Source organism: Streptomyces sp. SCA2-17 (genome assembly GCF_044336695.1).
The window spans coordinates 188,832-214,656 of the sequence record NZ_CP117521.1 but is presented as its reverse complement, the minus strand read 5'-3'; the positions used below and the strand labels follow the sequence as shown (position 1 = coordinate 214,656).

The 25,825-nt window shown below is 74.2% G+C and carries 23 protein-coding genes; 10 read left to right on the top strand and 13 right to left on the bottom strand.

What is annotated here, in order from left to right:
* Positions 1-53: 53 nt before the first annotated feature.
* From PS271_RS00985 to PS271_RS00970, 4 genes are all read right to left on the bottom strand, one after another.
* Positions 54-1,235 carry an acyl-CoA dehydrogenase family protein gene (locus PS271_RS00985; protein ID WP_398379188.1) on the bottom strand — a complete coding sequence of 394 codons (1,182 nt, stop codon included), beginning with the start codon at positions 1,233-1,235 and terminating at the stop codon, positions 54-56.
* Positions 1,232-4,390: a non-ribosomal peptide synthetase gene (locus tag PS271_RS00980; protein WP_398379186.1), complete on the bottom strand. Its 3,159-nt coding sequence runs from the start codon at positions 4,388-4,390 to the stop codon at positions 1,232-1,234. The genes PS271_RS00985 and PS271_RS00980 overlap by 4 nt, the downstream gene beginning before the upstream one ends.
* A gap of 146 nt (positions 4,391-4,536) precedes the next feature.
* A complete protein-coding gene (locus PS271_RS00975) occupies positions 4,537-5,907 on the bottom strand; it encodes an amino acid adenylation domain-containing protein (protein ID WP_398379184.1) in 1,371 nt (456 codons plus the stop codon).
* Positions 5,908-6,290: 383 nt separating this feature from the next.
* Entirely contained in the window at positions 6,291-7,475 is a 1,185-nt protein-coding gene (locus PS271_RS00970; RefSeq protein ID WP_398379182.1) for an MFS transporter, read from the bottom strand.
* A 348-nt stretch (positions 7,476-7,823) separates the two neighbouring features.
* On the opposite strand from PS271_RS00970, the gene PS271_RS00965 reads away from it, so the two are divergent.
* From PS271_RS00965 to PS271_RS00950, 4 genes are all read left to right on the top strand, one after another.
* Complete coding sequence (locus tag PS271_RS00965) at positions 7,824-8,519, top strand: ribonuclease H family protein (protein WP_398379180.1); 696 nt, start codon at positions 7,824-7,826, stop codon at positions 8,517-8,519.
* A 299-nt stretch (positions 8,520-8,818) separates the two neighbouring features.
* Positions 8,819-9,301 (top strand): GNAT family N-acetyltransferase, encoded by a 483-nt coding sequence (locus PS271_RS00960; RefSeq protein ID WP_398379178.1) that lies wholly within the window; start codon positions 8,819-8,821, stop codon positions 9,299-9,301.
* Positions 9,302-9,460: 159 nt separating this feature from the next.
* Positions 9,461-10,108, top strand: a complete 648-nt coding sequence (locus tag PS271_RS00955; protein ID WP_398379177.1) for a DUF4360 domain-containing protein — start codon at positions 9,461-9,463, stop codon at positions 10,106-10,108.
* Between the two features lie 67 nt (positions 10,109-10,175).
* Positions 10,176-10,826, top strand: coding sequence for a DUF4360 domain-containing protein (locus PS271_RS00950; protein ID WP_398379175.1), 651 nt, complete (start codon positions 10,176-10,178; stop codon positions 10,824-10,826).
* A gap of 24 nt (positions 10,827-10,850) precedes the next feature.
* Here PS271_RS00950 and PS271_RS00945 read toward each other — a convergent pair whose 3' ends face one another.
* The 4 genes from PS271_RS00945 to PS271_RS00930 all read right to left on the bottom strand — a co-directional run bounded on the left by PS271_RS00945 (position 10,851) and on the right by PS271_RS00930 (position 15,251).
* Positions 10,851-11,531 (bottom strand): response regulator, encoded by a 681-nt coding sequence (locus PS271_RS00945; protein WP_398379174.1) that lies wholly within the window; start codon positions 11,529-11,531, stop codon positions 10,851-10,853.
* Positions 11,528-12,808, bottom strand: a complete 1,281-nt coding sequence (locus tag PS271_RS00940; RefSeq protein ID WP_398379172.1) for a sensor histidine kinase — start codon at positions 12,806-12,808, stop codon at positions 11,528-11,530. Before PS271_RS00940 ends, PS271_RS00945 begins: the two co-directional genes overlap by 4 nt.
* 53 nt (positions 12,809-12,861) lie before the next feature.
* Positions 12,862-14,064 (bottom strand): acyltransferase family protein, encoded by a 1,203-nt coding sequence (locus PS271_RS00935; protein WP_398379170.1) that lies wholly within the window; start codon positions 14,062-14,064, stop codon positions 12,862-12,864.
* A 182-nt stretch (positions 14,065-14,246) separates the two neighbouring features.
* The gene (locus PS271_RS00930) at positions 14,247-15,251 is read right to left on the bottom strand and encodes a TetR/AcrR family transcriptional regulator C-terminal domain-containing protein (RefSeq protein WP_398379169.1); all 1,005 of its coding nucleotides are present in this window, start codon (positions 15,249-15,251) and stop codon (positions 14,247-14,249) included.
* A 209-nt stretch (positions 15,252-15,460) separates the two neighbouring features.
* Here PS271_RS00930 and PS271_RS00925 point away from each other — a divergent pair, with 209 nt between their 5' ends.
* The 6 genes from PS271_RS00925 (at position 15,461) to PS271_RS00900 (ending at position 21,528) form a co-directional block, all read left to right on the top strand.
* Complete coding sequence (locus PS271_RS00925; RefSeq protein WP_398379167.1) at positions 15,461-16,588, top strand: FAD-dependent monooxygenase; 1,128 nt, start codon at positions 15,461-15,463, stop codon at positions 16,586-16,588.
* Between the two features lie 71 nt (positions 16,589-16,659).
* The gene (locus PS271_RS00920) at positions 16,660-17,052 is read left to right on the top strand and encodes a thiol-disulfide oxidoreductase DCC family protein (protein ID WP_398379166.1); all 393 of its coding nucleotides are present in this window, start codon (positions 16,660-16,662) and stop codon (positions 17,050-17,052) included.
* Between the two features lie 183 nt (positions 17,053-17,235).
* Positions 17,236-19,650, top strand: coding sequence for a SpoIIE family protein phosphatase (locus tag PS271_RS00915; protein ID WP_398386614.1), 2,415 nt, complete (start codon positions 17,236-17,238; stop codon positions 19,648-19,650).
* A 133-nt stretch (positions 19,651-19,783) separates the two neighbouring features.
* On the top strand, positions 19,784-20,371 hold the full coding sequence (locus PS271_RS00910; protein ID WP_398379165.1) for a carbonic anhydrase: 588 nt from the start codon (positions 19,784-19,786) through the stop codon (positions 20,369-20,371).
* Between the two features lie 81 nt (positions 20,372-20,452).
* Positions 20,453-20,923: a cyanase gene (gene cynS / locus PS271_RS00905; RefSeq protein WP_398379163.1), complete on the top strand. Its 471-nt coding sequence runs from the start codon at positions 20,453-20,455 to the stop codon at positions 20,921-20,923.
* Between the two features lie 107 nt (positions 20,924-21,030).
* Positions 21,031-21,528, top strand: coding sequence for a nucleoside deaminase (locus PS271_RS00900; RefSeq protein WP_398379161.1), 498 nt, complete (start codon positions 21,031-21,033; stop codon positions 21,526-21,528).
* A gap of 2 nt (positions 21,529-21,530) precedes the next feature.
* Here PS271_RS00900 and PS271_RS00895 read toward each other — a convergent pair whose 3' ends face one another.
* From PS271_RS00895 to PS271_RS00875, 5 genes are all read right to left on the bottom strand, one after another.
* Positions 21,531-22,820, bottom strand: coding sequence for a benzoate/H(+) symporter BenE family transporter (locus PS271_RS00895; RefSeq protein ID WP_398379160.1), 1,290 nt, complete (start codon positions 22,818-22,820; stop codon positions 21,531-21,533).
* Positions 22,821-23,406: 586 nt separating this feature from the next.
* Positions 23,407-24,069 (bottom strand): lysophospholipid acyltransferase family protein, encoded by a 663-nt coding sequence (locus PS271_RS00890; RefSeq protein WP_398379158.1) that lies wholly within the window; start codon positions 24,067-24,069, stop codon positions 23,407-23,409.
* Positions 24,070-24,074: 5 nt separating this feature from the next.
* The gene (locus PS271_RS00885) at positions 24,075-24,752 is read right to left on the bottom strand and encodes an AIM24 family protein (RefSeq protein WP_398379157.1); all 678 of its coding nucleotides are present in this window, start codon (positions 24,750-24,752) and stop codon (positions 24,075-24,077) included.
* Positions 24,753-24,763: 11 nt separating this feature from the next.
* On the bottom strand, positions 24,764-24,988 hold the full coding sequence (locus PS271_RS00880) for a hypothetical protein (protein ID WP_398379155.1): 225 nt from the start codon (positions 24,986-24,988) through the stop codon (positions 24,764-24,766).
* Positions 24,989-25,044: 56 nt separating this feature from the next.
* The gene (locus PS271_RS00875) at positions 25,045-25,809 is read right to left on the bottom strand and encodes a CHAP domain-containing protein (protein ID WP_398379153.1); all 765 of its coding nucleotides are present in this window, start codon (positions 25,807-25,809) and stop codon (positions 25,045-25,047) included.
* Between the last annotated feature and the right edge of the window lie 16 nt (positions 25,810-25,825).

The window sequence follows — 25,825 nt, the reverse complement described above, 5'->3', positions numbered from 1 at the left end:
GGAAGGAGAGGGGGAGGAGAGGAGAGGGGATGCGGAGGCAGGGGCGGGCGCGGTCAGCCCAGCCCCATGGCCCGGGCGACGATCACCTTCTGGATCTCGGAGGTCCCCTCGATGATCGTCATCATCCGGACGTACCGGTACAGGAACTCCAGGGGGTGCCCGCGCACCCACCCCGTCGCCCCGTGCACCTGAAGCGCCCGGTCCACGACGCGGACCGCGGTCTCGGACGACGTCAGCTTGGCGAGCGCCGCGTTCTCCGGGGCCTCCACGCCGTCGTCCACCAGCCGCGCGCACGCCAGCGTCAGCAGCTTGGCCGCCTCCACCTCCGCCCGGCTGCTGACCAGGTGCTCCTGCACGTGCTGGTACGCGCCGATGCGCTCCCCGAACGCCTTCCGCTCGCGCGCGTACGCGATCCCGAGCTCCAGCGCGTACTCGGCGATGCCGTTGCACATCGCCGCCACCACGAGCCGGCCCCGCGAGAGGCTGTCGATGCCGTTGCCGAGCGCCGCGCCCACGCCCGCCTCGCCGCCGATGACGGCGCCGGCGGGCAGCCGCACCTCGTCCAGCACGAGCTCGTACAGCTCCTCGCCGGACATGCCCTCGTAGCGCTGGCCGATGCGCAGCCGCGGTACGTCCATGCCCATGACGAACGCCGTCGGCCCGCCGTCCTTGCCGTCGCCGTCCACCGCCCGGGCCACGACGATGACGAAGTCGGCATGCCCTGCGTTGCTCACGAACGTCTTGCGCCCCGACAGCACCCAGCCGCCGCCGTCCGCGTCCCGCCGGGCGGTCGTGGTGAGGTGGAAGGCGTCCGACCCGGCGTTCGGCTCGGTCAGCGCGAGGCAGCGCGTCGCCTCACCCCGCACGAGCGGCTTCAGGTACTGCTCGATCTGCTGCTCCGTGCCCTGGCGCAGCAGCGGGCTCGGGCCGTCCGACCCGGCCAGCGCGTACGGCGCGAGCGGGCAGCCGCTGCGCCCGGCGGCGTGGTGCAGCATGACCACGGCGCTGAACGGCATGCCGGAGCCGCCGAGTTCCTCGGGGTGGTCGCCGGCGTAGAAGCCCAGCTTGGCGGAGCGGCGGCGGACGTACGCGCGGAGCTCGGCCGGCGGCATGCCCCCGTCCTCGGGGAGCTCGGCGGCCAGCGGCACCAGCTCCCGGTGGACGAACGCCGTGAAGGCGGCGGCGATCTCGCGGTGCTCCGTCTCCAGGACGGACGAAGGAGTCGTGTTGCTCATCGGGCGGCCTCCGTCAGGGCGCGGGCCTGGTCGGCGAGGACGGGGTGCTGGAAGAGGACGCGCAGCGGCGGGCGCGCGCCGAGCCGGGGCTCCAGCCACGCGGCGAGGTGCGCGGCGAGCAGGGAGTGCCCGCCGACCTGGAAGAAGTGGGACGACGGCGAGAACCGGTCGTGCCCCAGCACCTCCCGCCAGCCCTCGGCCAGCAGGGCGACGGCCGGGTCGGTGCTCTCCTCCTCCTGGGGGGTCGCCGGACCGCCCGCCGCCACCGCTTCGGCGGCGAGCCGGGCCAGCGCGGCGCGGTCCGGCTTGCCGCCGGGCAGCACCGGCATCGCGGCCGGCCGGAGCCAGCGCGCGGGGACGAGCGCGGCGGGCAGCCGCTCGGACAGCGCCTTGTGCAGCAGGGGCTGGTCCGGCTCCTCCCCGCCGTCGACGAAGCCGGTCAGGCAGGGGCCGCCGGCCGCGTCGTGACCGAGGACGACCGCACACGAGCGCCCGCCCAGCACGTCGGAGGCCACGGCCTCGATCTCCTCCGGCTCGATGCGGTAGCCGCGCAGCTTGACCTGGTTGTCCCGGCGGCCGAGGAACCACAGCAGGCCGTCGCGGTCCCGGTAGCCGAGGTCGCCGGTCAGGTAGACGCGCGCCCCGCCGAGCGCGGGCACGGCGACGAACCGGGCCGCGGTCGCCGCAGCGGCCTCTTCGCCGCCGAGGTAGCCGTCGGCGAGCGCCTTGCCCGAGACGGCGAGTTCACCGACCGCGCCCACGGGCAGCGGGTGCAGCCCCGCGTCCAGGACGTGGACCCTGATCCCCGGCAGCGCCGTTCCCAGCGGCACCTCACCACCCTGGCCACTGCCTTCGGCCCCCTCGCGGGACACCTCGTGGACCGTGGAGGTGATGGTCGCCTCGGTCACCCCGTACGCGTTGAGGACCGTCGCGTCCGTCGCGGCCAGGACGTCCCGCAGGGCGGCGGCCGGCAGCCGCTCGCCGCCGGCGACCAGCAGCCGCGGCTCCCACATCCCGTCGCGGAGCGCCTCGCACAGCTCCTCCCGTACGGCCAGGAGGTAGCTCGTCGGCAGGTTGGCGACGGTGACCCGGCGAGCCGCCAGGACGGCGATCAGCTCGGCCGCCGTCGGCACCTCCCGCTGCGGCACCACCAGGCACGCGCCGGCCAGCAGCGACGGCAGCACCTCCTCCAGCGCCACGTCGAACGAGGGCTGGGCGAACAGCAGCGCCCTGTCGTCGGAGCGCATCCCGAACCGCCCGGCGACGGCCGTCATGTGGTGGGCGAGCGCGGCGCGGCCGACGGCCACGGCCTTGGGCAGCCCCGTCGAACCGGACGTGTGGATGACGTACGCGGCACCGTCGAGGCACGCGGCCGGCGCCGCGGCGGGGAAGGGCCCGTCGGCGCCGAGCAGCGCGACCGGCGCGGTCAGGCCCTCCGCGGGCAGCGCGAGGGCGGTCTCGCGGTCCGCCAGGACCAGGGCCGGGGCCAGCCGGTGCAGCAGCGTCTCCAGGCGGCTCGCCGGGTCGTTGGGCGACAGCGGGCAGTAGACCGCGCCCGTGCGCAGGCACGCGAGCAGCGTCACGACGGTGTCCACGCCGCGCGGCAGGACGGCAGCGACGGGCTGACCGGCGGTGACGCCCGCCGCGCGCAGCCGCGCCGCCAGCTCCTCGACGAGCCGGTCGAGTTCGCCGTAAGTGACCTTCCGGGCGCCGCTGACGAGGGCGGGGAGGCCGGGGTCGTGCCGGGTGACGGGGTCGAGGACGGCGTCGGGGGCGTCCGTGCCCCCGGACTCGGGGGCCTCCTCCGGCGCGGGGGCCGACCGCGCGCCGAGCGCCGCGAGAGGCGCCGCCGGATCCTCCAAGTAGGCCCGTACGAGGCCGAGGAAGCGGTCCGCCAGCAGCCGGGCGGCGTCCTCGTCGAACAAGTCACGGTCGTAGTCCCAGACCAGCGTCATGCCGGCCGGGCCGCGCCGCGGGCCGACCGTGCGCCGGTCGTCCGGGAGCAGCACCAGGTCGAGGTCGAAGCGCGTGGTGCCGGTGTTGAAACCCTCGAACAGCGACACCTCCAGGCCCGGCACCTCGATCTCCGGCAGCGCCGCGTCGTGCGCGCTGAACATGACGCTGAACAGTGGGTTGTCCGCGCCGGACGTGTGCAGGCCGAGCTCGCGGGTGAGCACCTGCACGGGGACGTCCTGGTAGGGCAGGGCACGGATGAGGCTGTCGGTGACCTCGTCCACCGTCTCGTCCGTACCGGCCGCCGGGTCGAGGCGCAGCCGCAGCGGGATGGTGTTGACGAACATGCCGGTGGCCGACTCGAAGCCCTCGGGGCGGTTGCCGACCGCGGTGCCGACGACGAGGTCGGCGCGCCCGCTGTGGCGGCGCAGCAGCTCCGCGAAGAGAGCGAGCAGCGTGGAGAACGGTGTGTGGCCCTGGGTGCGGCTGTGGGCGCGCAGGCGCTCGGCGAGCTCCGCGTCCACGGCCTGGCGCAGCTGCCCGCCCGCGTGCCGGCGCCGCGCCCCGGGCCGGGCGAGGCCGGGCAGCGGCAGGTCGAACGCCGCGTCGCCCAGCTCGCGCTGCCAGTACGCCAGGCCCTCCGCGCGCCGTGCCTCCCGCTCGGGGCTGCCGGCGGCCTCGATGTGATCGGTGTACGAGGCGGCGGGCGGCAGCACCGCCCGCTCGCCGAGCACGCGCGCCCGGTAGACGGTGAACACGTCGTTCAGCAGGATCGCGAAGGAGTGCCCGTCGTGGACGAGATGGTGCTCGACGTGGACGAGCCGGTGGTGGTCCGGGCCGAGCCGGACGAGGTTCCAGCGCAGCAGCGGTGCCTCGTACACGTCGAGGGGCGTCTCGGCCTCGGTGCGCAGCAGCGCGGCGAACGCCGCCTCCGGGTCCGCCTCGCCGTCGAGGCCGGTCGTCCGCAGCCGGGGCGCGCAGTGCTCGCGCACGCGCTGGCCGGGCAGGCCGCCGGGGGAGTCGACGAGTTCGAGGCGCAGGCCGGGGTGCCGGCCGAGCGCGGCCGCCAGGCCCTCGCGGAGCGCGTCCTCGTCGAGGGTGCCCCGCAGGTCCACGGTGGCGGTGAAGTTGTAGGCGCGACTGCCGGGCAGCATCTGCTCGTGCAGCCAGACGATCTCCTGGGATGTGGAGAGTCCGAACATGGCCAGCCTTTCGGGTTCTGGTTCGGGAGTTCACGGACCGGGCGGCCGGGTGGGCCGGTGCGGCCGGTGGGGGGCGCCCCGGAGGCCGCGCGCCGGTCGGGCAGCGCGGCATGGGGCCGGTGTGCGGTGTGTGGCGTGTGGTGGGCTCAGCCCGCGGGGGCGGGGTGCGCCGCCGGGGGCGCGGTCCGCGAGCCCAGCGCGCCGGTCAGGTGGTCGAAGGCCTCTTCCGCGCGGTGGTCCGGTACGGCCGACCGGTCCCAGGCCATGCGGACGAGCAGATCGGTGCCGTACGAGACGGAGACGGCGAACGGGGCCTGGACGGGGCGGCCGTCGACGTGGGTCTCGTGCCCGGTGGCGCCGCCGAGCCGCAGCGGCGGGCGGCGGCCGAGGTCCTCGAAGGTGAGGAGCCCGTCGAGCCGCCCGGACCAGGGCGCCCCGGCCCGCCTCGCCGCGTGGACGACCTCGTCGAACGGGGTGTCGGCCCGGTCGAGGTCGTCCCACCAGGCGGCGGCCCGTCCCGCCAGGTCGCCGGCGTCCGCCGGGTGGGCGACCGTGTTCAGGAAGCAGCCGAGCACCGGGGCCGCGCCGGGGGGCCGGCCGCCCCACGGGTAGCCCAGCACCGGCACGGAGCCCGGGCCGTGGAGCGTACGGGCAGCCGCCGCGCAGGCGTCGAGGAGGACGGGGAAGGCCGTGGCCCGCCCGCTGTCCGCTCCGAGGGGGAGACGGCGCAGAGCCGTACCGGTACCGGAGTTTGACGAGACGTCAGCCACGGCGGGGCTGCCGCTGCGGATGCCGGACAGGCGCTGCGCCCAGTACGCGAGGGCGTCCGGGTGCGACGCCCGCTCCTCGGTGGCGAGTTGCCGGTGGACGGCGTCGCGGTACGCGGCGAGGCCGTCGGCCGCCATGTCCGCCGGTACGTCCTGGGGGCCGAGCCCGTCGCGGTAGGCGTCGGTGAGGCCGGCGGTGATCAGGCCCAGCGACTGCTCGTCGCAGGCGGCGTGGTCCAGGACCAGCGCGAGGAGGTCACGGCCGCCGCCGGCTGCGTCGGTCGCGTCAGATGTATCGGCTGCATCGGCGGTGTCGGCGGTGTCGGCGGTGTCGGCTGCGAGGAAGAACCGCAGCGGCGGCCCGTCGGCGGACCACTCGCCCAGGGTCCGCCGCAGGGCGTCGCGCGCAGTCTCACCGGGGCGCGGCCGGACGCGCTCGACGTGCCCGGCGGGCGCGCCGGGCACGTGCAGCGGTACTCCGCGCAGCACCAGCTGCCGCGACCGCAACGCCGGGTGCAGGGCGGCGAGATGGCCCGCGGCCGCCCGCAGCCGCTCCGGGTCGACCGCCCCCGCGGGGAACGCGAAGAACAGCGGTACGAGCGTGGGCCGCCCCGCGGGGTCGAGCCGCCGGGCGAGCAGGAACCGGCGCTGGGCACCGGTGACGGGCAGGGCGCCTTCTGGGGCGCCGGCGCCGTCGGTGAGGTGCCGGTAGCGGGCGAGGTAGGACGAGGTGATGTTGCTGGGTTGCACGATGACCTCCCGTGCGCCGAAGGGCGCGACGACTCGTAGGACGAGAGAGGGGGGTGAGGGGTATGGGTGGTCGTACGGGGCGGGGCTGATGTCCGAGGACCGGGCCACGGGCCCGAGCCGGACAGACCGGACAGACCAGTGCGGGTGGCCGGGGTGGCCGGGGGCGGCCGAGGTGGCGGGGCCGGTCGGCAGCCGGGCCGGTGGGCGCACCCCGGTGGGCCGGGGGCCCGCCCGATGCCGGGCGCATCGCCCACTCCTGTCGCCCCGGCGACCCACCCCCGCCGCAACGGCGGGCAACCACTGCGATGGAGTCCGGCGGTGCCCGGCCGCCCTCAGGCAGCGGTCCGAACCCGGACGCCCCGCCGGCGGGCGAGCCCGCCCCGTCAGCCCGTGACCGCCTCCGCGGCCGGCAGGTCGCGCAGCCCCCGCAGCGGCGACGCCAGGAGCGGCACCGGCACCAGCAGGATCCCCGCGGCGCACACCCACACCGCCGTACGGGCTCCGGCCGCTTCCGCGATCGCCCCGCCGGCCAGCGCGCCGAGCGGCATCGTGCCCCACATCATGAAGCGCAGCGTGGCGTTCATGCGGCCCAGCAGCTCGTCCGGGCAGAGCAGTTGGCGGAAGCTGACCTGGGCGACGTTGTAGACGACGGCGCCGAAGAAGACGACCGCGGAGGCGAGGGCGAACCAGGCGGCGGACGCGCCCCGCCCGGACAGCGGCCACAGCAGGGCGAACGGGCCGGTGACCACGGTCGACAGCCAGATTACTCTCGCCTGGCCGGCCGCGCGCGCGAGCGCTCCCGCGCACAGGGCACCGGCCAGGCCGCCGACGGCCGAGGCGGACATCATCAGGCCCAGGACGCCCGGCGGCAGCTCCAGCACGCGCACCAGGAACACCGTCTGGACCGCCATGAGCATCGCGGTGAAGAAGTTCGCGAGCGCCGTGGCGCAAGCGATCATGCGCAGGACGGGGTGCCGGAAGACGAAGGCGAGCCCTTCCGCGACCTGGGCGCGCAGCGGCACGCCCGGCGCGGGGACGGGCTCCGGCTCGCGGGCCCGTATGCCGCGCAGGAAGACGGCGGACAGCAGGTAGCCGAGCGCGTCGGCGAGCAGGGCGAAGGGCGCCCCGAGGAGCTGTACCAGGGCGCCGCCCAGCCCGGGGCCCGCCACCTGCGCGGACGAACGGGCGGTCTCCAGGGCGCCGTTGCCCGAGACCAGCTGCTCGCGGGGGAGCAGGGACGGCAGGTAGCTCTGGTGGGCGATGTCGAAGAAGACGGTGGCCACGCCGGTGACCAGGGCGACCGCGTAGAGCTGCGCCATGGTGAGCGCTCCGGCCCAGGCGGCGAGCGGCAGGGTCGCCATCGCCGCGGCCCGGACGACGTCGGCGCGGATGAGGACCGGCAGCCGGCGCATCCGGTCCAGCCACGCCCCGGCCGGCAGGCCGACCAGCAGGAACGCCGCGGTCTCGGCGGCCGTCAGCAGGCCGGCCTCCAGGGCGGAGGCGTCGAGCACGACCACGGCGACCAGCGGCAGCGCCACCACGGTGACCTGAGCGCCGATCTGGCTCACGGCGGCACCGGTCAGAAGCAGACGGAAGTCCCCATTCCGTAAGATGCCGCCGCCATGAGTCTTCATTGACAACATTTGGCAGACATTTGGGCATGACGTGGCCCTCAGTCAAAAATGACGGGCATTTTCGGTCATTACTATTCTCAATATGGACAACTCCCGTCGGCTGTCCGGTGAACCGGCGGTGCCTGTGATCTGAACGGCACTCGCTGTGACCTGCGGCGGCCCGGCCGGCCGCCCCGCGGGCGCGGTACGGGGGGCTCCGCAGGGCTCACTGGACGAATGTCCGGTATTCGGTGCCCGCACACCGCAGAACGGGGGCCTCCGGATTCCTGGCATCATCGAGGGATGTCTGAACTGATCATCGCCGCCTGTGACGGGGCATCGAAGGGCAACCCGGGGCCCGCCGCCTGGGCCTGGGTCGTCGCCGACGCGACGGGCGCGCCCGAGCGCTGGGAGGCCGGCCCGCTGGGCAGGGCGACCAACAACATCGCGGAGCTGACCGCCCTGGAGCAGCTCCTGGAGGCCACGGACCCGGCCGTTCCGATGCAGGTGCGGATGGACTCGCAGTACGCGATGAACGCCGTGACCAAGTGGCTGCCCGGCTGGAAGCGCAACGGGTGGAAGACCTCGTCCGGTTCGCCGGTGGCCAACCGCGAGCTCGTCATCCGCATCGACGCGCTCCTCGCGGGCCGCGCCGTCGAGTTCCGGTACGTGCCGGCCCACCAGGAGAACGGCGATCCCCTGAACGCGATCGCCGACCAGGCGGCCAGCGACGCGGCGGTGCAGCAGCAGGCGGCGGGCACCGCGCACGGGGCCGAGGGCCTGCCGGTGCCGGCGCCGCGCGAGCCGTCGGCGGCCCGGCGCGCCGGGCCGCCGAAGAGCCGCAAGCCGCGCTCCGCCGGGGCGGCCGGCTCGCCGACGATCAAGGCGAAGTTCGCGGGCCGCTGCCCGTGCGGGCAGGCCTACGCGGCCGGCGAGAAGATCTCCAAGGGCGAGCGGGGGTGGGGGCACCCCGCTTGCGCCATCACGGCTGCGCCGTGATCCCGGGGAACGGGCGGTTGCGGTGACCGCGCATTCCGCCGGACCCTCGCCGCGGAGCGTCCCGCCGCTGCGGCGGCCAGTTTCCTTCGGCCGTACCGAGGGTGCCGCGACGGGCGGTGCGGGTGGTGCCTGATAGGCCCGGCCGGTGCGTTGTGACGTGCCGGCCGCCCTGCCCGGCCAGGGGCCCTGGGGCGTAACCCCAGGCAAGCGCAGCCGCGGCGGCGCCGAGCCGCCGTGGCGGGCCGGCGGTGCAAGCGCGCACCGCAAACACCCGTGAAGACCGCAGGCAAGGCCGCGCCTTGCCGCGTGCGCGGAGCCGCCGTCCGGAGCCGGGTACCAGCTCCGTACCGCCCGCCGCGAGGCGGATCGTAGACCTGGACGCGATCCGGGACCCCCTCACCCGAAGCTGGCACCGTTTCCTGCCGGACGCCGGCGAGGACGTCGTGCGGCACCTGGTCGAGCGGCGCGCGGCCAGACGGGGCGGGGCGCCCGTCGTCCACGTCGTCGGCTCGCGCGGCGAGGACGGCGCGGTCGCGTCCTGGGCCGACCTCTACCTGGATCCGGCGTCCGGACTGGCGCAGATCGAGGACCTGGTGACGGCGCCGGACCGGCTCCGGCGCGGCCACGCCGACGCCGTGCTCGCCACGGCCCTGCGCCTGGCCGTCGGCGCCGGCTGCGGTACACGCTTCCTGACCGCCGACGCGGCCGGCCGGCCGCGCCGGTGGTACGCCCGCCGCGGCTTCCGGGAGATCGGCCGCGTGCACGTCTTCGAGCGCGCGTAGGCGCGAGCCCGGTGGTGCGCGTGGGTCTGCCCGGGCTCCTGGGGCGGTCCGGACGCGCCGCCGGGGTGGCTCAACCTGACCTGTACATGTCCCTCCCCTGGTGGTGGCATGGGGCCGCGCGCACCGCGTCCCCGTGCACGGCAAGGAAAGGGGAATCCCATGTTCAGACCGGTGTTGACCGCCGGCGCGGCTGTGGCCCTGATGGCCGCCGCGTCCTTCGCACCGTCGTCCGCGTCGTCGGAGGGGGTGCCTCCGCCGGACAGGGTCGTCATCGACGTCGTGGCGGTCAACGGCTCGGGCTGCCCCGCGGGGACGGCCGCCGTGGCCGTGGCCCCCGACAACACCGCCTTCACGGTGACCTACAGCAGGTACCTCGCCCAGGTGGGCGTCGGCGCCCGGCCGACCGACTTCCGCAAGAACTGCCAGCTCGGCCTGAACGTCCACGTCCCGCAGGGCTTCACGTACGCCGTCGCCCAGGCGGACTACCGCGGCTTCGCGCACCTGGAGAGCGGCGCGTCGGGCATGGAGCGGGCCAGCTACTACTTCCAGGGCATGTCCCAGACCACCTCCGTCAGCCACCGCTTCGCGGGCCCGGTCAGCGACGACTGGCAGACGACGGACGTGACGAGCGCCGCCGACCTCGTCTACGCTCCCTGCGGCGTGTCGCGGATCCTCAACGTCAACACCGAGCTCCGCGTGGGCGCCGGCTCCTCGGACCCGGCGACGACCACCAGCTTCATGGCCATGGACTCGACCGACGGCAGTGTCAGCACGGTCTACCACTTCTCGTGGAAGGAATGTCCCTGACCGCTGACCGGCCGCCTCCGGCGGCACGCGTCCGTCCGTGGAACCCGAAGCAGGGGGAGGTACCACCATGTTGGGACCGGTGGCGATCGGCTGGGCCGCCGTGGCAATGCTCGCCGCTCCGGTGGCACCGTCACCGGCCTCCCCGTACGGGGAGCCTCCGCCCGACCGGATCGTGATCGACGTCGTGGCGGTCAACGGCTCCGGCTGCCCCGCCGGGACGGCCAACGTGACCGTCGCTCCGGACAACCAGGCTTTCACTGTGACCTACAGCAATTACATCGCGCAGGTGGGCGTCGGTGCGAAGCCGACCGACTTCCGCAAGAACTGCCAGCTCAGCCTGAACGTCCACGTCCCGCAGGGCTTCACGTACGCCGTCGCCAGCGCGGACTACCGGGGCTTCGCCCACCTGGAGAAGGGGGCCACCGGCCTGGAGCGGGCCAACTACTACTTCCAGGGCATGCAGCAGACCACGTACGTGAACCACCACTTCACCGGCCCGCTCCACGACAACTGGCAGGCGTCCGACACCACCGACATCGACGCACTGGTCTACGCCCCCTGCGGGGCGGTCCGCTACTTCAACATCAACACGGAACTGCGGGCGGACGCCGGCACGTCGGACCCCGCGCGCACCACCAGCTTCGTGGCGATGGACTCGACGGACGGCACCATCAACACGCTCTACCACTTCGCCTGGAAGCAGTGTCCTCGCGGGTGACGCGGTCGCGGGTGACGCGTGGCCTCAGCAGCTCGCCGGCCGGACCAGCCCCGTCTCGTACGCGAAGACCGCGGCCTGCGTCCGGTCGCGCAGGCCCAGCTTGACCAGGATCCGGCTCACGTGGGTCTTCACGGTCTGCTCGGCCAGGAAGAGCCGGCCGGCGATCTCCGCGTTCGACAGGCCCTGCGCGACCAGGGACAGCACCTCCGTCTCGCGCTCGGTCAGGCTCCCCACCCGCGCCCTGAGCGGCGCGCGGGGGGCGCTCGTCATCCGGGAGAACTCGGAGATCAGCCGCTTGGTGATGTTCGGCGAGAGCAGCGCGTCGCCGGCCGCCACCACCCGCACCGCCTGCGCGAGGTCCGCCGCCGAGGCGTCCTTCAGCAGGAACCCGGACGCCCCCGCGCGCAGCGCCTCGTACACGTACTCGTCGAGGTCGAACGTGGTCAGGACGAGGACCTTGGCGGTCGCGTCCGGCGCGCCGGTGATCCGGCGGGTCGCCTCGATGCCGCCGAGCTCCGGCATGCGGATGTCCATCAGGACGACGTCGGGCACCAGCTCGGCGGTCTTCGCCACGGCGTCGAGGCCGTCCACGGCCTGGCCCACCACCTCGATCCCGGGCTCGGCGCCGAGCAGCACCGTGAAGCCCTGGCGGACCATCACCTGGTCGTCGGCTATCAGGACGCGGATGTCGCGGTCGGTCTTCACGGAGTGTCCTCGGCAGGGTCGACGGGAAGGACGGCGGTGACGTCGTAGCCACCGCCCGGGGTGGGGCCCACGGCCAGGTCGCCGCCCAGCATCGCGGCCCGCTCGCGCATGCCCAGCAGCCCGTGCCCGGCACCCCTCGACGGCGGAGCGGGACCGTCCGGGGCGGAGTTGACGACCCGTACGGTCAGGCTGTCCGCCCCGTACCCGATCCCCACCTCCACCGACGCCCCGGGCGCGTGGCGCATCGCATTGCTGAGCGCCTCCTGGACGATGCGGAACGCGGACAGCTCCACGCCCGGCGGCAGCGCGCGCCGCACCCCCGTGACCGAGACGGCCACGTCCGGACCCGCGGCGCGGACCTTGCCGACCAGTTCGTCCAGCCGGTCGAGGGTGGGCTGCGGCGCGTGCCGCACCCCGTCGGCCCGGGCGTCCTCCGAGCGCAGCACGCCCAGGACCCGCCGCAGCTCCGCCAGGGCCTCCACGGCGTTCTCGCGGATGCCCGCGAGGTTCTCCCGCAGCTCCGGCGACGGGTCGGCCACGAGGTGCGGAGCGACCTGCGCCTGAATGGAGATCACCGACATGTGGTGGGCGACGACGTCGTGCAGCTCGCGCGCTATCCGGTTGCGCTCCTCCAGCAGCGTGCGCCGGGCCCGCTCCCCGGCGGTGAGCACCTCCTGCTCGACCAGCCGCTCCTTGGCCACCCGGCCGGTGCGCCGCGCGGCACCGATCACCACCGCGATGACGAAGGCCATGGAGCCCCGGCCGATGACCTGGTTGTGCTCCTGCGTCGCCAGGGCCGTGTCGGCGAATCCCGACAGCACGGTGATGCCCAGCGCCACGGCCGCGCTCTGCGGGCGGACGCGCAGCGCGAGGAGGAGCAGGACGAGGGCGTGCAGACTGATTCCGGCCACGCTCCAGGGCCACAGCCTGCCGTGGTCGATCGTGTCCTCGCCGATCAGCGCGGACACGAAGAGCAGGGCCGTCGACAGCCACCAGGCGGGCACCGGGCGCACCATGGCGAAGAGGACGACCGCCGTCTGGAGCACGATGACCAGCAGGCCGAGCTCCGTGTCCGGCCCGAACCTGCCGCGGTGGGACTCGTTGGCGTTGAGCAGGCCCAGGAGCGCCGCGAGCAGCGCCAGGTGGACGTGCGGCAGCCGGCCCAGGTACGTCCCGCGCGGCATCGGGTCGCGGGCCACCGACCAGAGGTCCTCGGCAACCGAGCGCGGGCCCTCCGCCCACGCTCTCCGCAGCGCTCTCAACAGCCGTCTTCCCACGTGTTTTCCGCCCCCCCGTGCCCCCTGCGCCTCCGGCGCTCACAAGATCCATTCTAGGGACGGCGCGCCGCCGCGACCGGCGCCGGCCGGTGCTCCCGCACGACCCGCGAACGCCCTCCGCCCCGTGGACGCCCGTGCTCGAAGCGGTGGAACAGCGCCCAGCACCCGAGCAGCGCCGCGCCGAAGACCGGCAGCCACGCGAGGCGCGCGACGATCCAGAGGGGGCCGTCGGGGACGGTGTGCAGGCCCGGCAGGTGCGCGCCGGTGAGCAGGCCGGCCATGGTCACGGCCATCATCGAGGTCTGGTGCCAGAGGAAGACCGTCATGGCGAAGAGGTTCACCACGGCCACCGCCGCCCAGGCCGCCGGGCGCCGCAGCACCCGCCGCAGCGGACCGAGCAGCAGGAGCGCCGCACCGCACTGGGCGAGGCCGAACGCGACGGCCGCGAGCGTCGGCGGGCTGAGGTTGGAGACCGCCGCGCCGGGCACGCCGACCATCGAGGCCGGATAGCCGGCGAACGCGACGAGCAGCGCGGCGGCGAGCGCACCGCCGGCCAGCAGCGCCCAGCCGGTCCTGCGGCTCTGCAGCCTGCCCTGGGCCCAGGCCGCGCCCAGGCAGTACGGGACCAGCCAGCCCGCCGCCACGTTCACCCAGCCCAGCCAGGCGGGACCGCCCAGGCCGAACCGGACCAGGTCGACCAGCGCGACCGCGGCGAGCGACCACCAGGGCCGTACCTTCGCGGCCGGCGGAGTCATGGCCGTCAGCGCGGCGAACACCAGCAGGAACCACAGCGGCGAGCACACCAGGCTGACCAGCGTCCGCACGGTCTGCGGCGCCGCTCCCGACGCGAGCAGCACGCCCGTCACGGCGGCCCAGACGGCCAGTACCGCGGCGACCGGGCGGAACAGCCGCTTCAGCCGGCCTCCGAGCCACTGCCCGTAGGTGGTGCCCCGGGCCCGCGCCGAGGCGTAGCCCTTGGCGCCCACCAGCCCGCCCACCAGGAAGAAGACGGCCAGGGTCTGGAACACCCAGGACACCGGGGCGAGCCCGGGCACGTAGGCGAGCGGGCTCGTGCTGTGGACCCCGCCCCCGTCCGCGACCAGGGCCGTCACCAGCCAGTGGCCGAGCACCACGCCGAGCACGGCGAAGGCCCGGAGGGCGTCGACGGCCCGGTCCCGGCCGGGCGGGGTGGCGAGCAGGATGCGCTGCGCGAGGCCGCTGCCGCGGCGCGCGGTGTCGAGCGTGCTGGACGCCATGGGGTCGGGCCTTCCGTGCCGGAGATGGTGGTGCTTCGCTTCCGGCACGGAAGCTATGGAGGAGACGCCGTGGTCGGCGTCGTACCGGGGAGCCCTTTGCGGGGTAGCTCTGAAGTACTACGGGTAGGGGGTGCGCGGGCGCCGGGCGGGCCGCGGGGCGGTGCCGGGCCCGCGCCGGGCCGTCACCGGACCGGGTCCGCGCCCCCGATCCGCAGGGCCAGGCCGTCCAGCATCGACGTCAGGCCGAGCGCGAAGACCTCGTCCAGGCGCAGGTCGTAGCCGTTGTCGCCGTCGAACGACCCGGTCACCTCGGCGAAGACGGGGTAGCGCCCGGAGGCGGTGAGGGCGTCGAAGGCCGCGGACTGGGCGTCCATCCACTGCTCGCCGGAGAGCCCGGTGTCGCCCGCGGCCTGCTTCTCCCTCTCCAGGTGGACCGCGGTGCCCTGGACGTAGCTGTAGAGCAGCACGTTCACGTCGAGCATCGTCGCCGGCGTCAGGCCGAGGCCGCGGAGGGCGGTGAGCATCCACTCGGAGTACGCGATCAGGTGCGGCAGGGCCAGTGGGCGGGTGAGGGGGCCGATGTGCGCGAGCCAGGGGTGCGCGCGGTGGACCGCCCACAGCGCGCGGGCCCCCAGTTCGAGGCGCCGGCGCCAGTCCGCGGGGGCGTCCGCGGGATAGGGCAGCTCCGCGAACGCGGCGTCCGCCATGAGCCACACCAGGTCGTCCTTGCTGTTCACGTAGCGGTAGGGCGACATGGCCGCGACGCCGAGCCGGCCGGCGATCCCGCGCATGGACAGGGCGGACAGCCCCTCGGCGTCGGCGACGGCGATGGCGGCGCGGACGATCCTGTCGCGGGTCAGCTCGTGGTCGGTGGCCCCGCCGGCGCTCCCGCCCGCTTCGGCGGGAGCGGCCACGGCTGCGGAGCCGGCCGCGGCCGTGGCCGGCTCCGGCCGGTCGTGCCCGTCCGGGCCCGCGACCACGGTCCCCACGCGCGGCCGGGCCCGTACAAGCCCCTCTTGGCGCAGGGTCGTCAGCACCTTGGTGGCCGTGGCGAGCGCGACGTTCCACTCCTGGGCGATCTGCCGGGTGGACGGGACGCGGTCACCGGGCGCGAGCTCGCCGCCGGCGATGCGCCCGCGCAGCTCGGCGGCGATGCGCAGATACGGCGGGACCGATTTTCCGGCCAAGGGACGGCCTCCTCTTCCTTGTACTAGTACACAGGCTAGCAGGGGCGATGGGGGTGCAGAGGCCCTCTGTACTAGTTCACGACTACGGGAAGCCCTTGAAATCAGCGCTTGGCAAGCGTGCGCGTACGCCGTACATTCAGTTCTGCGTACAGCGTACAGACAGTGCGTACAGGCCATCCGTACAGACCGCTCAGCGAAGGTGATCCCCCATGCAGACCGTCCTCGTCTCCGGCGCAAGCGTCGCCGGCCTCACGCTCGCCTACTGGCTCCGCCGCAACGGCTTCGCCGCGACCGTCGTCGAGCGAGCCCCCGCCGTCCGCCCCGGCGGCCAGGCGATCGACGTCCGCGGCGCCGCCCTCGGCGTGCTCGACCGGTCAGGGATCCTCGGCGAGGCCCGCGGCGCCCGCACCCGCCTGCGCGGCATGGCCATGCTCGACGGCGAAGGCAACGAGACGTGGCGCTCCACCGAGATGACCCTGAGCGGCGGCCGCCTGGACAGCCCGGACATCGAGCTGCTGCGCGAAGACCTCACGGCACTGCTGCACCGTCAGGCGCTGGACGCCGGCGTGGAGTTCGTCTACGGCGACTCCGTCACCACGCTCGACGACGGCCCGGACGGCGTACGGGTGGGCTTCGAGCGGAGCGCGGAGCGGACGTTCGGCCTTGTGGTGGGGGCCGACGGCCTGCACTCGAAGGTGCGGCGGCTGGCCTTCGGCCCCGAAGAGGACTACGTCCGCCACCTCGGCGCCTACCTGACCGTCTTCAGCGCGCCCAACTTCCTCGGCCTCGACGACTGGGAGGTCTGGCTCAACCACGAGTCCGCCGCCGGCGCCGCGACCTACTGCGTCTACCCCGTGCGCGACAACAGCGAGATCAGGGTCACCCTCGGCTTCAAGGCCGGCCCGCTCGCCTACGACTACCGCGACACCGTGCGGCAGAAGGCCCTCATGGCCGAGCGGCTGGCGCACGTGGGCTGGGAGACACCGCGGCTGCTGAAGGCCATGCACGAGGCCCCCGACTTCTACTTCGACCAGATGGCCCAGATCCACATGGACCGCTGGACCGGCGGCAGGACGGCCCTGGTCGGCGACGCCGGCTACTGCCCCTCGCCGCTCTCCGGGCAGGGCACGAGCCTGGCGCTCGTCGGCGCCTACGTCCTGGCCTGCGAGCTCGGCAAGCGGGACGGCGGCGGGCACGCCGCCGCGTTCGCCCGCTACGAGACCCGTATGCGCCCGTACGTCGCCCTCAACCAGGCCGTCGCGCACGAGAACGCCTCCGGCAACCCCTCGGAGGAGTCGATGGAGAAGGCGAAGAACGGCATCGCGCTCGACGGCTGACCCGCCGGCCCCCGGCGGCCCCGCCGTCACCCCGCCGTCCCCCTCCGCACCGGCCCCGGCATGATGGGCCCATGAGAACCCGACCTGTGCTCGTCTACGACGGCGACTGCGCCTTCTGCACCACCGCGGTGCGGTTCGCCGAGAAATATGTCCGGCCCAACTGCGCCGTCGTGGCCTGGCAGTTCGCCGCCCTGGACGAGCTGGGCGTCACCCGGGAACGGGCCGAGCACGAGCTGCTGTGGATCGCCCCCGGCGGCACCGTCCACGGCGGTGCCCAGGCCGTCGCCAAGCTCCTGCTCAGCGCGCCCGGAGCGTGGGCCGTCCCCGGCGCGGTGCTCACCCTGCCGCCGGCCCGCTGGGCCGGTCACGGCCTGTACCGCCTGATCGCGGACAACCGGCACCGGCTCCCCGGCGGAACGGCCGCCTGCGCGCTCCCCGCGGACCGCCGGCCCGGCTCCCGGTAGGCACCGCCCGCACCGGGCGGCCCGGTCCTCCTTCCGCCGTCCGGGGGAGCGCCCCGCACCCGTGTGCGCCGCCCCCGGCCCGGCGGCCGGCAAGCGCCGACGCCCCGCACGCATCACTGTGGAAGGAGAAGACGGCAGCCGCGGCGCGTCCGGCGGAAGGAGGCCCCGTTGACGGACGAACCCATGACGCGCTTCCACGAGAGCCCCGAGGACCCCTTCTCGGTCGGCACCTCGGTCTCGGCCGTGCTGGACCACCGGGGGACCGTCGTGGGATGGGGCGACCGCGCCGAGGCGCTCCTCGGCCACCGCGACGCGGACGTGCTCGGCCGGCCCGCGCTCGACGTGCTGGTGGACCCCGCCGACCGGGAACAGGTCGCGGCCGCGGCGGCCGCGTGCCTCCGGGCCTCCGGCTGGTTCGGCGTCGTGTCCGTCCGGCACCGCGACGGCCGGCGCATCCCCGTGGGCGTCCGGGCCCGCTGCGTCACCCGTGGCAGCCCCGACTGCGAATGGTTCCTGGTCGGCGCCCCCGCGCAGGACGTGGTCCAGTGGGAGACGGACCGGTCGGTCCTGGACGGGCTGTTCCGGCGCGCACCCATCGGCCTGGCCGTGCACGCCCCCGACCTCAGCATCCTGCGGGTCAACCGGGCCGTCGCCCGGATCGGCGGCATCACCACGGAGCAGGCGCGCGGCCACAGGACGGGCGACTTCATCGTGGCGGCCGACACCGAGACCGTGGAGCGCGGCCTCCAGCACGTCCTGGACACCGGACACCCGATGATCTTCACCGATCAGCCGTGCCGGCTGCTCAGCGACCCCTCCCGCATCCGTTACGTCTCCGTCTCCGCGTTCCGTATGGAGGATTCCGCAGGAAAGATCCTCGGCGTCACCCAATTGGTCGAAGACGTCACCGAACGGGAACGGGCCCGGCTCCGGCTGGCCCTGCTCAACGAAGCGGGCGCCCGCATCGGCACCACCCTGGACGTCACCACCACCGCCCGCGAGCTCGCCGAGGTCCTCGTCCCCGAACTCGCCGACTGCGTCACCGTCGACCTCCTCGACCCCGTCAGCCGCGGCGAGGAGCCCTCGCAGGACGGCTTCGGGCCCGTCCGCCGCACGGCCATCAGGACCGACACCCCGGGCGCGGAGGAGGCCCTCCACCCGCTCGGCGGCCTCATCCGTTTCGGCCCGGAGACTCCCCAGGGCCGGTGTCTCGCCGAGCAGACACCCCTCCTCGTACCGGAGCTGCGCACCCCCGAGGACCTGGACGTCGTCGCGCAGGAACGTGCCGAGCGCGCCAGGTCCCTGGGCCCCCACTCCGTCATGATGCTGCCGCTGGCCGCCCGCGGCCTCGTCCTCGGGCTCGTCACCCTCTGGCGCTCCGGCTCCCCCGAGCCGTTCGAGGAGGACGACCTCACCCTCGCGGGGGAGTTCGCCGCCCGCGCCGCCGTCTGCATCGACAACGCCCGCCGCTACACCCGCCAGCACCACGCGGCGCTCACCCTCCAAGTGCGCCTGCTGCCCGGCGAACTGCCCGAGCTGCCCGCCGCCGAGATCGCCCACCAGTACATCCCCGCGGGCGCGGTGGAAGGCGTCGGCGGGGACTGGTTCGACGTCATCCCGCTGTCCGGGGCCCGCGTCGCCCTCGTCGTCGGCGACGTGATCGGGCACGGCCTCGACGCCGCGGCCACCATGGGCCGCCTGCGCACCGCCGTCCACACCCTGGCCGAGCTCGACCTCGACCCCGACGAGGTCCTCTCCCACCTCGACGACCTCGTGCACGGCCTCGCCGCCGAACAGGAGCACAACAGCCGCGACTTCCCCCTCGACCAGGTCACCGGCGCGAGCTGCCTCTACGCGGTCTACGACCCGGTCTCCCGCTGCTGCTCCTTCGCGCGCGCCGGGCACCCGCCCCCCGCCATCGTCACCCCCGACGGGAAGGTGAGCTTCCCGGACCTGCCCGCCGGGCCCCCGCTCGGCCTCGGCGGGCTGCCCTTCGAAGCGGCCGAGCTCGAACTGCCCGAAGGCAGCCTCCTGGCCCTCTTCACCAACGGCCTCATCCAGATCCCGGCCCTCGACGTCGACGCCGCGCTCGAGCGCCTCTCGCAGGAACTCGCCCGTCCCGGCTGCCGGGTGGACGAGACGGCCAAGGCCGTCGTGGACGCCCTCCTGCCCGCCGAGCCGGCCGACGACGTCGCCCTCCTCCTGGCCCGCACCCGCGTGCTGCCGGAGCACTGCGTCGCCACCTGGACGCTGCCGGCCGATCCGCGCGCCGCCGGGCAGGCCCGCACCCTGATGTCCGACCAGCTCAGCGCCTGGGGGCTCGACGAACTGGTCTTCACCACCGAGCTCATCGTCAGCGAACTCGTCACCAACGCCTACCGCTACGCCGGCGGGCCGGTCACCCTGCGGCTCATCCGCGGCCCCCGCCTCATCTGCGAGGTCTCCGACACCAGCAACACCGCCCCCCACCTGCGCCGGGCCCGGAGCACCGACGAGGGCGGCCGCGGCCTCTTCCTCGTCGCCCAGATCACCGAGCGCTGGGGCACGCGCTACGGGCGCGAGGGCAAGACGGTCTGGACGGAGCAGCAGCTGCCGTGAAAGCACGCCCACGGCGCACCTATAGATGAGGTCTATAGGTTTCATGGGTTCCAGCTCTTGGACTCTATAGAGCCAGGTCATGCATGGTGGATCTCGTCAGCCCGACGGGCCGGCAACCACCGAAGGAGTGACCATGCAAGATCTCGCCCAGGGCGTTGCGCGTTTCCAGCGGGACGTCTACCCCGCCAAGGCGGAGCTCTTCGCCGGCCTCGCCACGACGCACCGGCCGACGACGCTGTTCATCAGCTGCTCCGACGCCCGCGTGGTGCCGGAGCTGATCACCCAGAGCGAGCCCGGCGAGCTGTTCGTCATCCGCACGGCCGGCAACCTCGTTCCCGCCTACGCGCCCCGTACGGACGGCATCGCGGCCAGCATCGAGTACGCGGTCGCCGCTCTGGGCGTCAGCGACATCGTCGTCTGCGGGCACTCCGCCTGCGGCGCGATGACCGCCTTGGCCGAAGGCCACGACCTGGGCGCCCTGCCGACGACCGCCGACTGGCTGCGCCACGCGGATGCCGCACGAGCCCGCACCACGGTCGCCGGGGTGGACGCCCTCGTGCGGAGCAATGTCCGCGCCCAGCTGGCGAATCTGGTCACCCACCCGTCGGTGGCCCGTGCCCTCGCACAGGGCACCGTCACGCTGCACGGCTGGTGTTACGACATCGGCAGCGGCACCGTCGAGGAACTCGACGTCGCGGGCCCCTTCACCGCAGCGGCCTGATCACCCGTCCGTCCCTCCCCACCACGCATGCACGCATGACTCGTCATGCGCTGCTTCTCACCCACGGAAGGAACCCCTCCCATGATCCACGCCCAGTTCGACCCCGCCACCCGTCAGGCCCTGGCCGCCAAGGCCGTTGAGGCCAAGGTCCGCAAGGACCTGTCCTGGCAGCAGATCGCCGACGCCGCGGGCCTCTCGGTCGCCTTCGTCACCGCCGCCGTCCTCGGCCAGCACCCGCTTCCCGAGGCCTCGGCCGAGGCCGTCGCCGGACTCCTGGACCTGGACGCGGACGACACGATGGTGCTGCGGACCATTCCCACCCGCGGCTCCATCCCCGGCGGCATCCCGACCGACCCGACCATCTACCGCTTCTACGAGATGCTCCAGGTCTACGGCACGACCCTCAAGGCCCTGGTCCACGAGCAGTTCGGCGACGGCATCATCAGCGCGATCAACTTCAAGCTGGACGTGAAGAAGGTCGCGGACCCCGAGGGCGGCGAGCGCGCCGTGATCACCCTCGACGGCAAGTACCTGCCGACGAAGCCCTTCTGACGAAGCCGCTCCGACCGAGCCTTCCGCGACCTGATCCTCCCCGCGACCCCCGCGCCCGGCGCTCCGCCGGGCGCGGGGGACCGCGTCACCCCAGGAGCACGCACCCCATGGACTTCATCCAGCGCACCATCGACATCGCCCGCAAGAACGTCGAGGAGGGCGGCCGCCCCTTCGCGACCGTCATCGTCAGGGACGGCGAGATCCTCGCCGAGAGCCCCAACCTCGTCGCCCAGACCTCCGACCCGACCGCGCACGCCGAGATCCTCGCGATCCGCGAGGCCTGCACCCGGCTCGGCACCGAGCACCTCACCGGCACCACCATCTACGTGCTCGCCCACCCCTGCCCGATGTGCCTGGGCTCGCTCTACTACTGCAGCCCCGACGAGGTCGTCTTCCTCACCGGGCGCGAGGACTACGAGCCCCACTACGTGGACGACCGCAAGTACTTCGAGCTGAACACCTTCTACGCGGAGTTCGCCAAGGACTGGAGCGAGCGCCGGCTGCCGATGCGCCACGAGCCGCGCGACGCCGCCACCGACGTCTACCGCGCCTGGCAGAAGCGCAACGGCGGCGAGCGCCGCGTGTCCGGGGCGCCCACCGCCTGACCTCAGCGGGGCACGGCCTCCGGCTCCTTCACCGGCTCTTCCGCCCCTTCCCCGTCCTGCGGCGCCGCGGTCCTCCCGCGGCGCCGCCGTCCGTTGAGGACGAACATCGCCAGCACCCCGGCCAGCAGCCCCCAGAACGTCGAGCCGATCCCGGCCAGGGTCATGCCCGACGCCGTGGCCAGGAAGGTGACGACCGCGGGCTCCCGCATGCGCTCGTCCGCCACGGCGGCCGTGAGGGAGGAGCCGATCGTGCCCAGCAGGCCCAGCCCGGCGATCCCCATCACCAGGGCGGCCGGCATGGCGGTCAGCAGCCAGCCCACGACACCGCCGAACAGGCCCACCGTCACGTAGAACAGGCCGGCCCAGACGGAGGCCAGGTAGCGCCTGCGGGGATCGCGGTGGGCGTCCGGGCCCGTGCAGATCGCGGCGGTGATGGCGGCCAGGTTCAGCCCGAAGCAGCCGAACGGGGCCAGCACCGCGTTGACGATCCCGGTCCAGGTCAGCAGCGGCGAGACCGGCGTGCGGTAGCCGGCGCCGCGCAGCACGGCCACGCCCGGCAGGTTCTGCGAGGCCATCGTGACCACGAACAGCGGCAGCCCCACGCCGATCAGCACCTGCCAGGAGAACTCGGGGCGCACGAAGACGGGTTCGGCGAGCGCCACGTGCAGCCCTTGCAGCCGCCACTGGCCCCGGACCGCGCTCACCGCGGCGCCCACGGCCAGCGCGCCGATCACCGCGTACCGCGGAAGCCACCGCTTGCAGGCCAGGTACACCGCGAACATCGGGAACACCACGATGACGTCCTGCTGCATCTTCGTGAACAGACCGGTGCCGAACTGCACGAGGACACCGGCCAGGAGCGCAGACGCCAGCGGCACCGGAATCCGGTCCATGACGCGCTCGAACCAGCCGGTCGCGCCGCTGACGATCACCAGGACCGCCGAGAGCAGGAACGCGCCCACGGCCTCCGCCATCGACACGCCGTGCAGGCCGGTCGCCAGCAGCGCCGCCCCCGGCGTGGACCACGCCGTGACCACCGGCGCGCGGTAGCGCAGCGAGAGCCCTGCGCAGGTGACCCCCATGCCGATGCCCAGGGCGAACATCCACGAGGTGATCTGGGCGCTGGTGGCCCCCGCCGCCTGCGCGGCGGTGATGACAATGGCCACGGAGCTCGTGATGCCGATGAGCACGGCGAGGAAGCCCGCCGTGACCGCGTCCGCGGGGGCGGCGGAGCGTACGCGCCGGGAGAGCTTGGTGAGCCTTGTGGGGCTGCTGAGTTGAGGGGTGTGCACGGTGGCGAATCCACTACAGGGGCCGGTCTTTGTCAACCGGCTTATGGAGGCACCGGGGGCACCGGACGGGGCCGGCCGCCACCGCTCGGCATCGCGCTTATCACACTTCGGGCGCGGTGTCTGGTGCCTTCGCCCCGGTTGGCCGATGGTGAAGGCAACCAAGGCTCAACTCAGGCCGGGCGACCGGCTTTTGACTGCTGCTCGGCAGGCGCCGCAGGCAGGAAGGGGGGTCATGAACTGTCCCGAATGTGGCGCGTCGACCATCAACGGTCCCGACGGGAAGTCCTCGTGCTCACAGTGTTCATGGCAGTCTGGGTGACATGGAAGAGCAGGCATGGCGCTCACACGCCGCACCCGGCGAGCCCTACTACACCACCAACACCTGTAGTGGCTGCGGGTCCGTCGTCCTCGGGGTACACGGCAGGTGGACGTGTGCCTCGTGCGGGACCTGCAGCCCGTACCAGGAGCCTCCCGAGGGCTGGGCCTCGGAGATCGCTCCGGAAGGGAAGGGCGGCACCGGCCAGGGGTGCGACGACCCCCAGGCCAGACGCTAGGGACCTGCGGCCGGACGTGGCCCGTGCGGCTCTCACGCCGCCAGGCCGACCGGCTCTCCTATGCGTTCCGCGGCGGTGCGCCAGGCGCTGGTCACCGCCGCGTGGGCACGCACGGTGGCCGACGCCCGGTCGCCGCTCAGCCGGACGGGTGCGCCGATGTGCACGTGCAGGGCCGGCCGGCGCACGGGCGCGGTGACCAGTCCGGCGAGCTGCTTGGGGCGGCTGCCGGAGGTGACGCGCCGGGCCCCCGCCTGGCCGAGCGGCACGACGGGGGCGCCGGTGGCGAGGGCGAGGTGGGCGAGCCCGCCGCGGAAGGGGCGGGGCGCCGCCTCGCCCGCGTCCTTGCGGCGGGGTACGGCGCCCTCCCCGTAGATGAGCACGAGCCGCCCGTCCGCGAGCGCGGCCGCCGCGCCGTCGAGGGCCTGCACCGCCCGCGGGTCGTTGCGGTGGACGGGCACGAAGCCCTCGCGGGTGAGCATCCGTCCGAGCAGCGGGATCCGCCACAGCCCGGCGGCGGCCAGGACGACGGGCGCCGCCCCCAGCCGGTGGAGCGCGGCGAGCACCACCGCGGGGTCGGCCAGCGAGGTGTGATTGGCCGCGATGATGCTGCCGGGCGCCAGCGCGGCGCCGGCGTCGGACGTGACGGTGAGCCGCCCGAGGGCGGGCACCACGGCGGAGGCCAGCCGGCCGAGCATCCGCCTCAGCCGTTCTGCGGCTTCTGCGGCTTCGCCTCGCTGGGCCGTACGATCACGAAGCCCTCGCCCTCCAGCTTGAGCTGGACGGCCTCGCCCGAGCCGCCGCGCAGCATCGAGCCCAGGCTCTGGGAGCGGTGCAGCGAGGTGCGCAGGGCGGTGGACCAGCCGACGACGGCGTCGGTGTCCACGTACACCGGGGCCTGCGCGGAGACGGGGATGACGATGGGGTTGCCCTCGCACATCACCCCGAGCTTGCCCTGGCCGGTGAAGACGGAGTTGAAGAGCCCGCCGCCCGTCATGCCCGCGCCCTTCACGGTCTGGATCTCGTAGGACAGGGTCGGGTCGAAGCACAGCACGTTGCGGCCGTTGAGGGTGAGGCTCTCGCCGGGCGCTATCTCGACGATGAAGCAGTTGGCCGCCTCGTGCGCGAACCAGACCTCGCCGCGGCCCCGCACGGTCATCAGGGCGAGGCCCTCGCCGGTCACGGCGCGCTTGAGGAAATTGCCGACGCCCTGGCCGTGCTTCTCGAACTGAAGGTCCCCGCGGTAGGCGACCATCGAGCCCTGGCGTGCGTAGCACTCGCCGTCGACCGCGTAGACGATGGACTTGGCGTTGTGGACGGCCATGCCGGGGGCGGTGGCCGGCTTGGCCATGTTCTGGTGGGCGAAGAGGTCGCTGTGCATGAACCGCATGATCACCCATGGACAGGCCGGGAGGCAACGGCGCGAACCGGGACGGCCGGCGCGGGCGGACACGCCCCGGGGGCGCCGTCCGTGCCACCGGTGGCCGTCGCCGTGGCCGTGACGGTCACGCTCGCCGTGCACGTGGCGGCGACGGCGCTGCCGGCGAGCGTGAGGGCGGTGAGGAGCGCCGCGCCGGTACGGCGGAGACCGGTGAGAGCTGCGGGGCGAGTGTCCATGACGGTGTCCTTTGCGGAGGCGGAGGCGGATGGGGTGACGGAGGGGGAGAAGGAGCTCAGAAGCGGGAGGCGAAGCCCTGGATGGTCTTGGACCGGTCCTTCAGCACCGGCCCCGCGCCCGTCCACGCGTAGTACTGCCGGGCGATGCTGTCGCTGTGGTAGCCGGTGTTGCCCTCGACGGTCGTGACCCGCGTGCCGGAGACGGCGGCCACGACGCCGACGTGCCCGGCGGTGCCCCGGCCCGCCCAGACCAGCACGTCGCCCGGCTTCGGCGGACGGCCCGCCGCGTACGGGTGCCAGCGGTGGCCGACGCCGGTGCGCCAGGCCCGGCTGCTGCCCGGGTCCGCGGGCACGCCGCGCCGGCCCCACATCGCCTCTGCGAAGAAACCGCACCACTGGCTGTGGTTCGGGTTCCGCGCGAAGTCGTTGTACTCGTTCATGTTGGCGTTGCTGCTGCCCTTGCCCAGGTAGTTGGTGTCCCGGTCCGGGCGGCCCGGCACGCTGCGGAGCACGGGGCCGCCGCGCTTGAGGCGGAAGCGCTTGGGGGTGGTGAGGGCGTCGGTGGTGCGGTCGACGATCCGCTGCCGTTCGGCGGCCTCGTCCACGGCCGCGTCGACGGCGTCGTCCACGCCCTCGTCCACCGCGTCGGGCCCGGCGTCTGTCCCGGGCTCGGGGTCGGTGCCGGCGCGGGTGCCGGAGTGGGCGGCGAAGGGCGGTGCGGCGAGGGCCGGTGCGGTCGTGACGCCGATGAGGGCCGGGAGCGCGGTGGTGAGGAACAGGAGCGCGGCGGTGACCGGAGCGATGACGTGGCGGTTGTCCATGGCGGTTCCCTGTCGC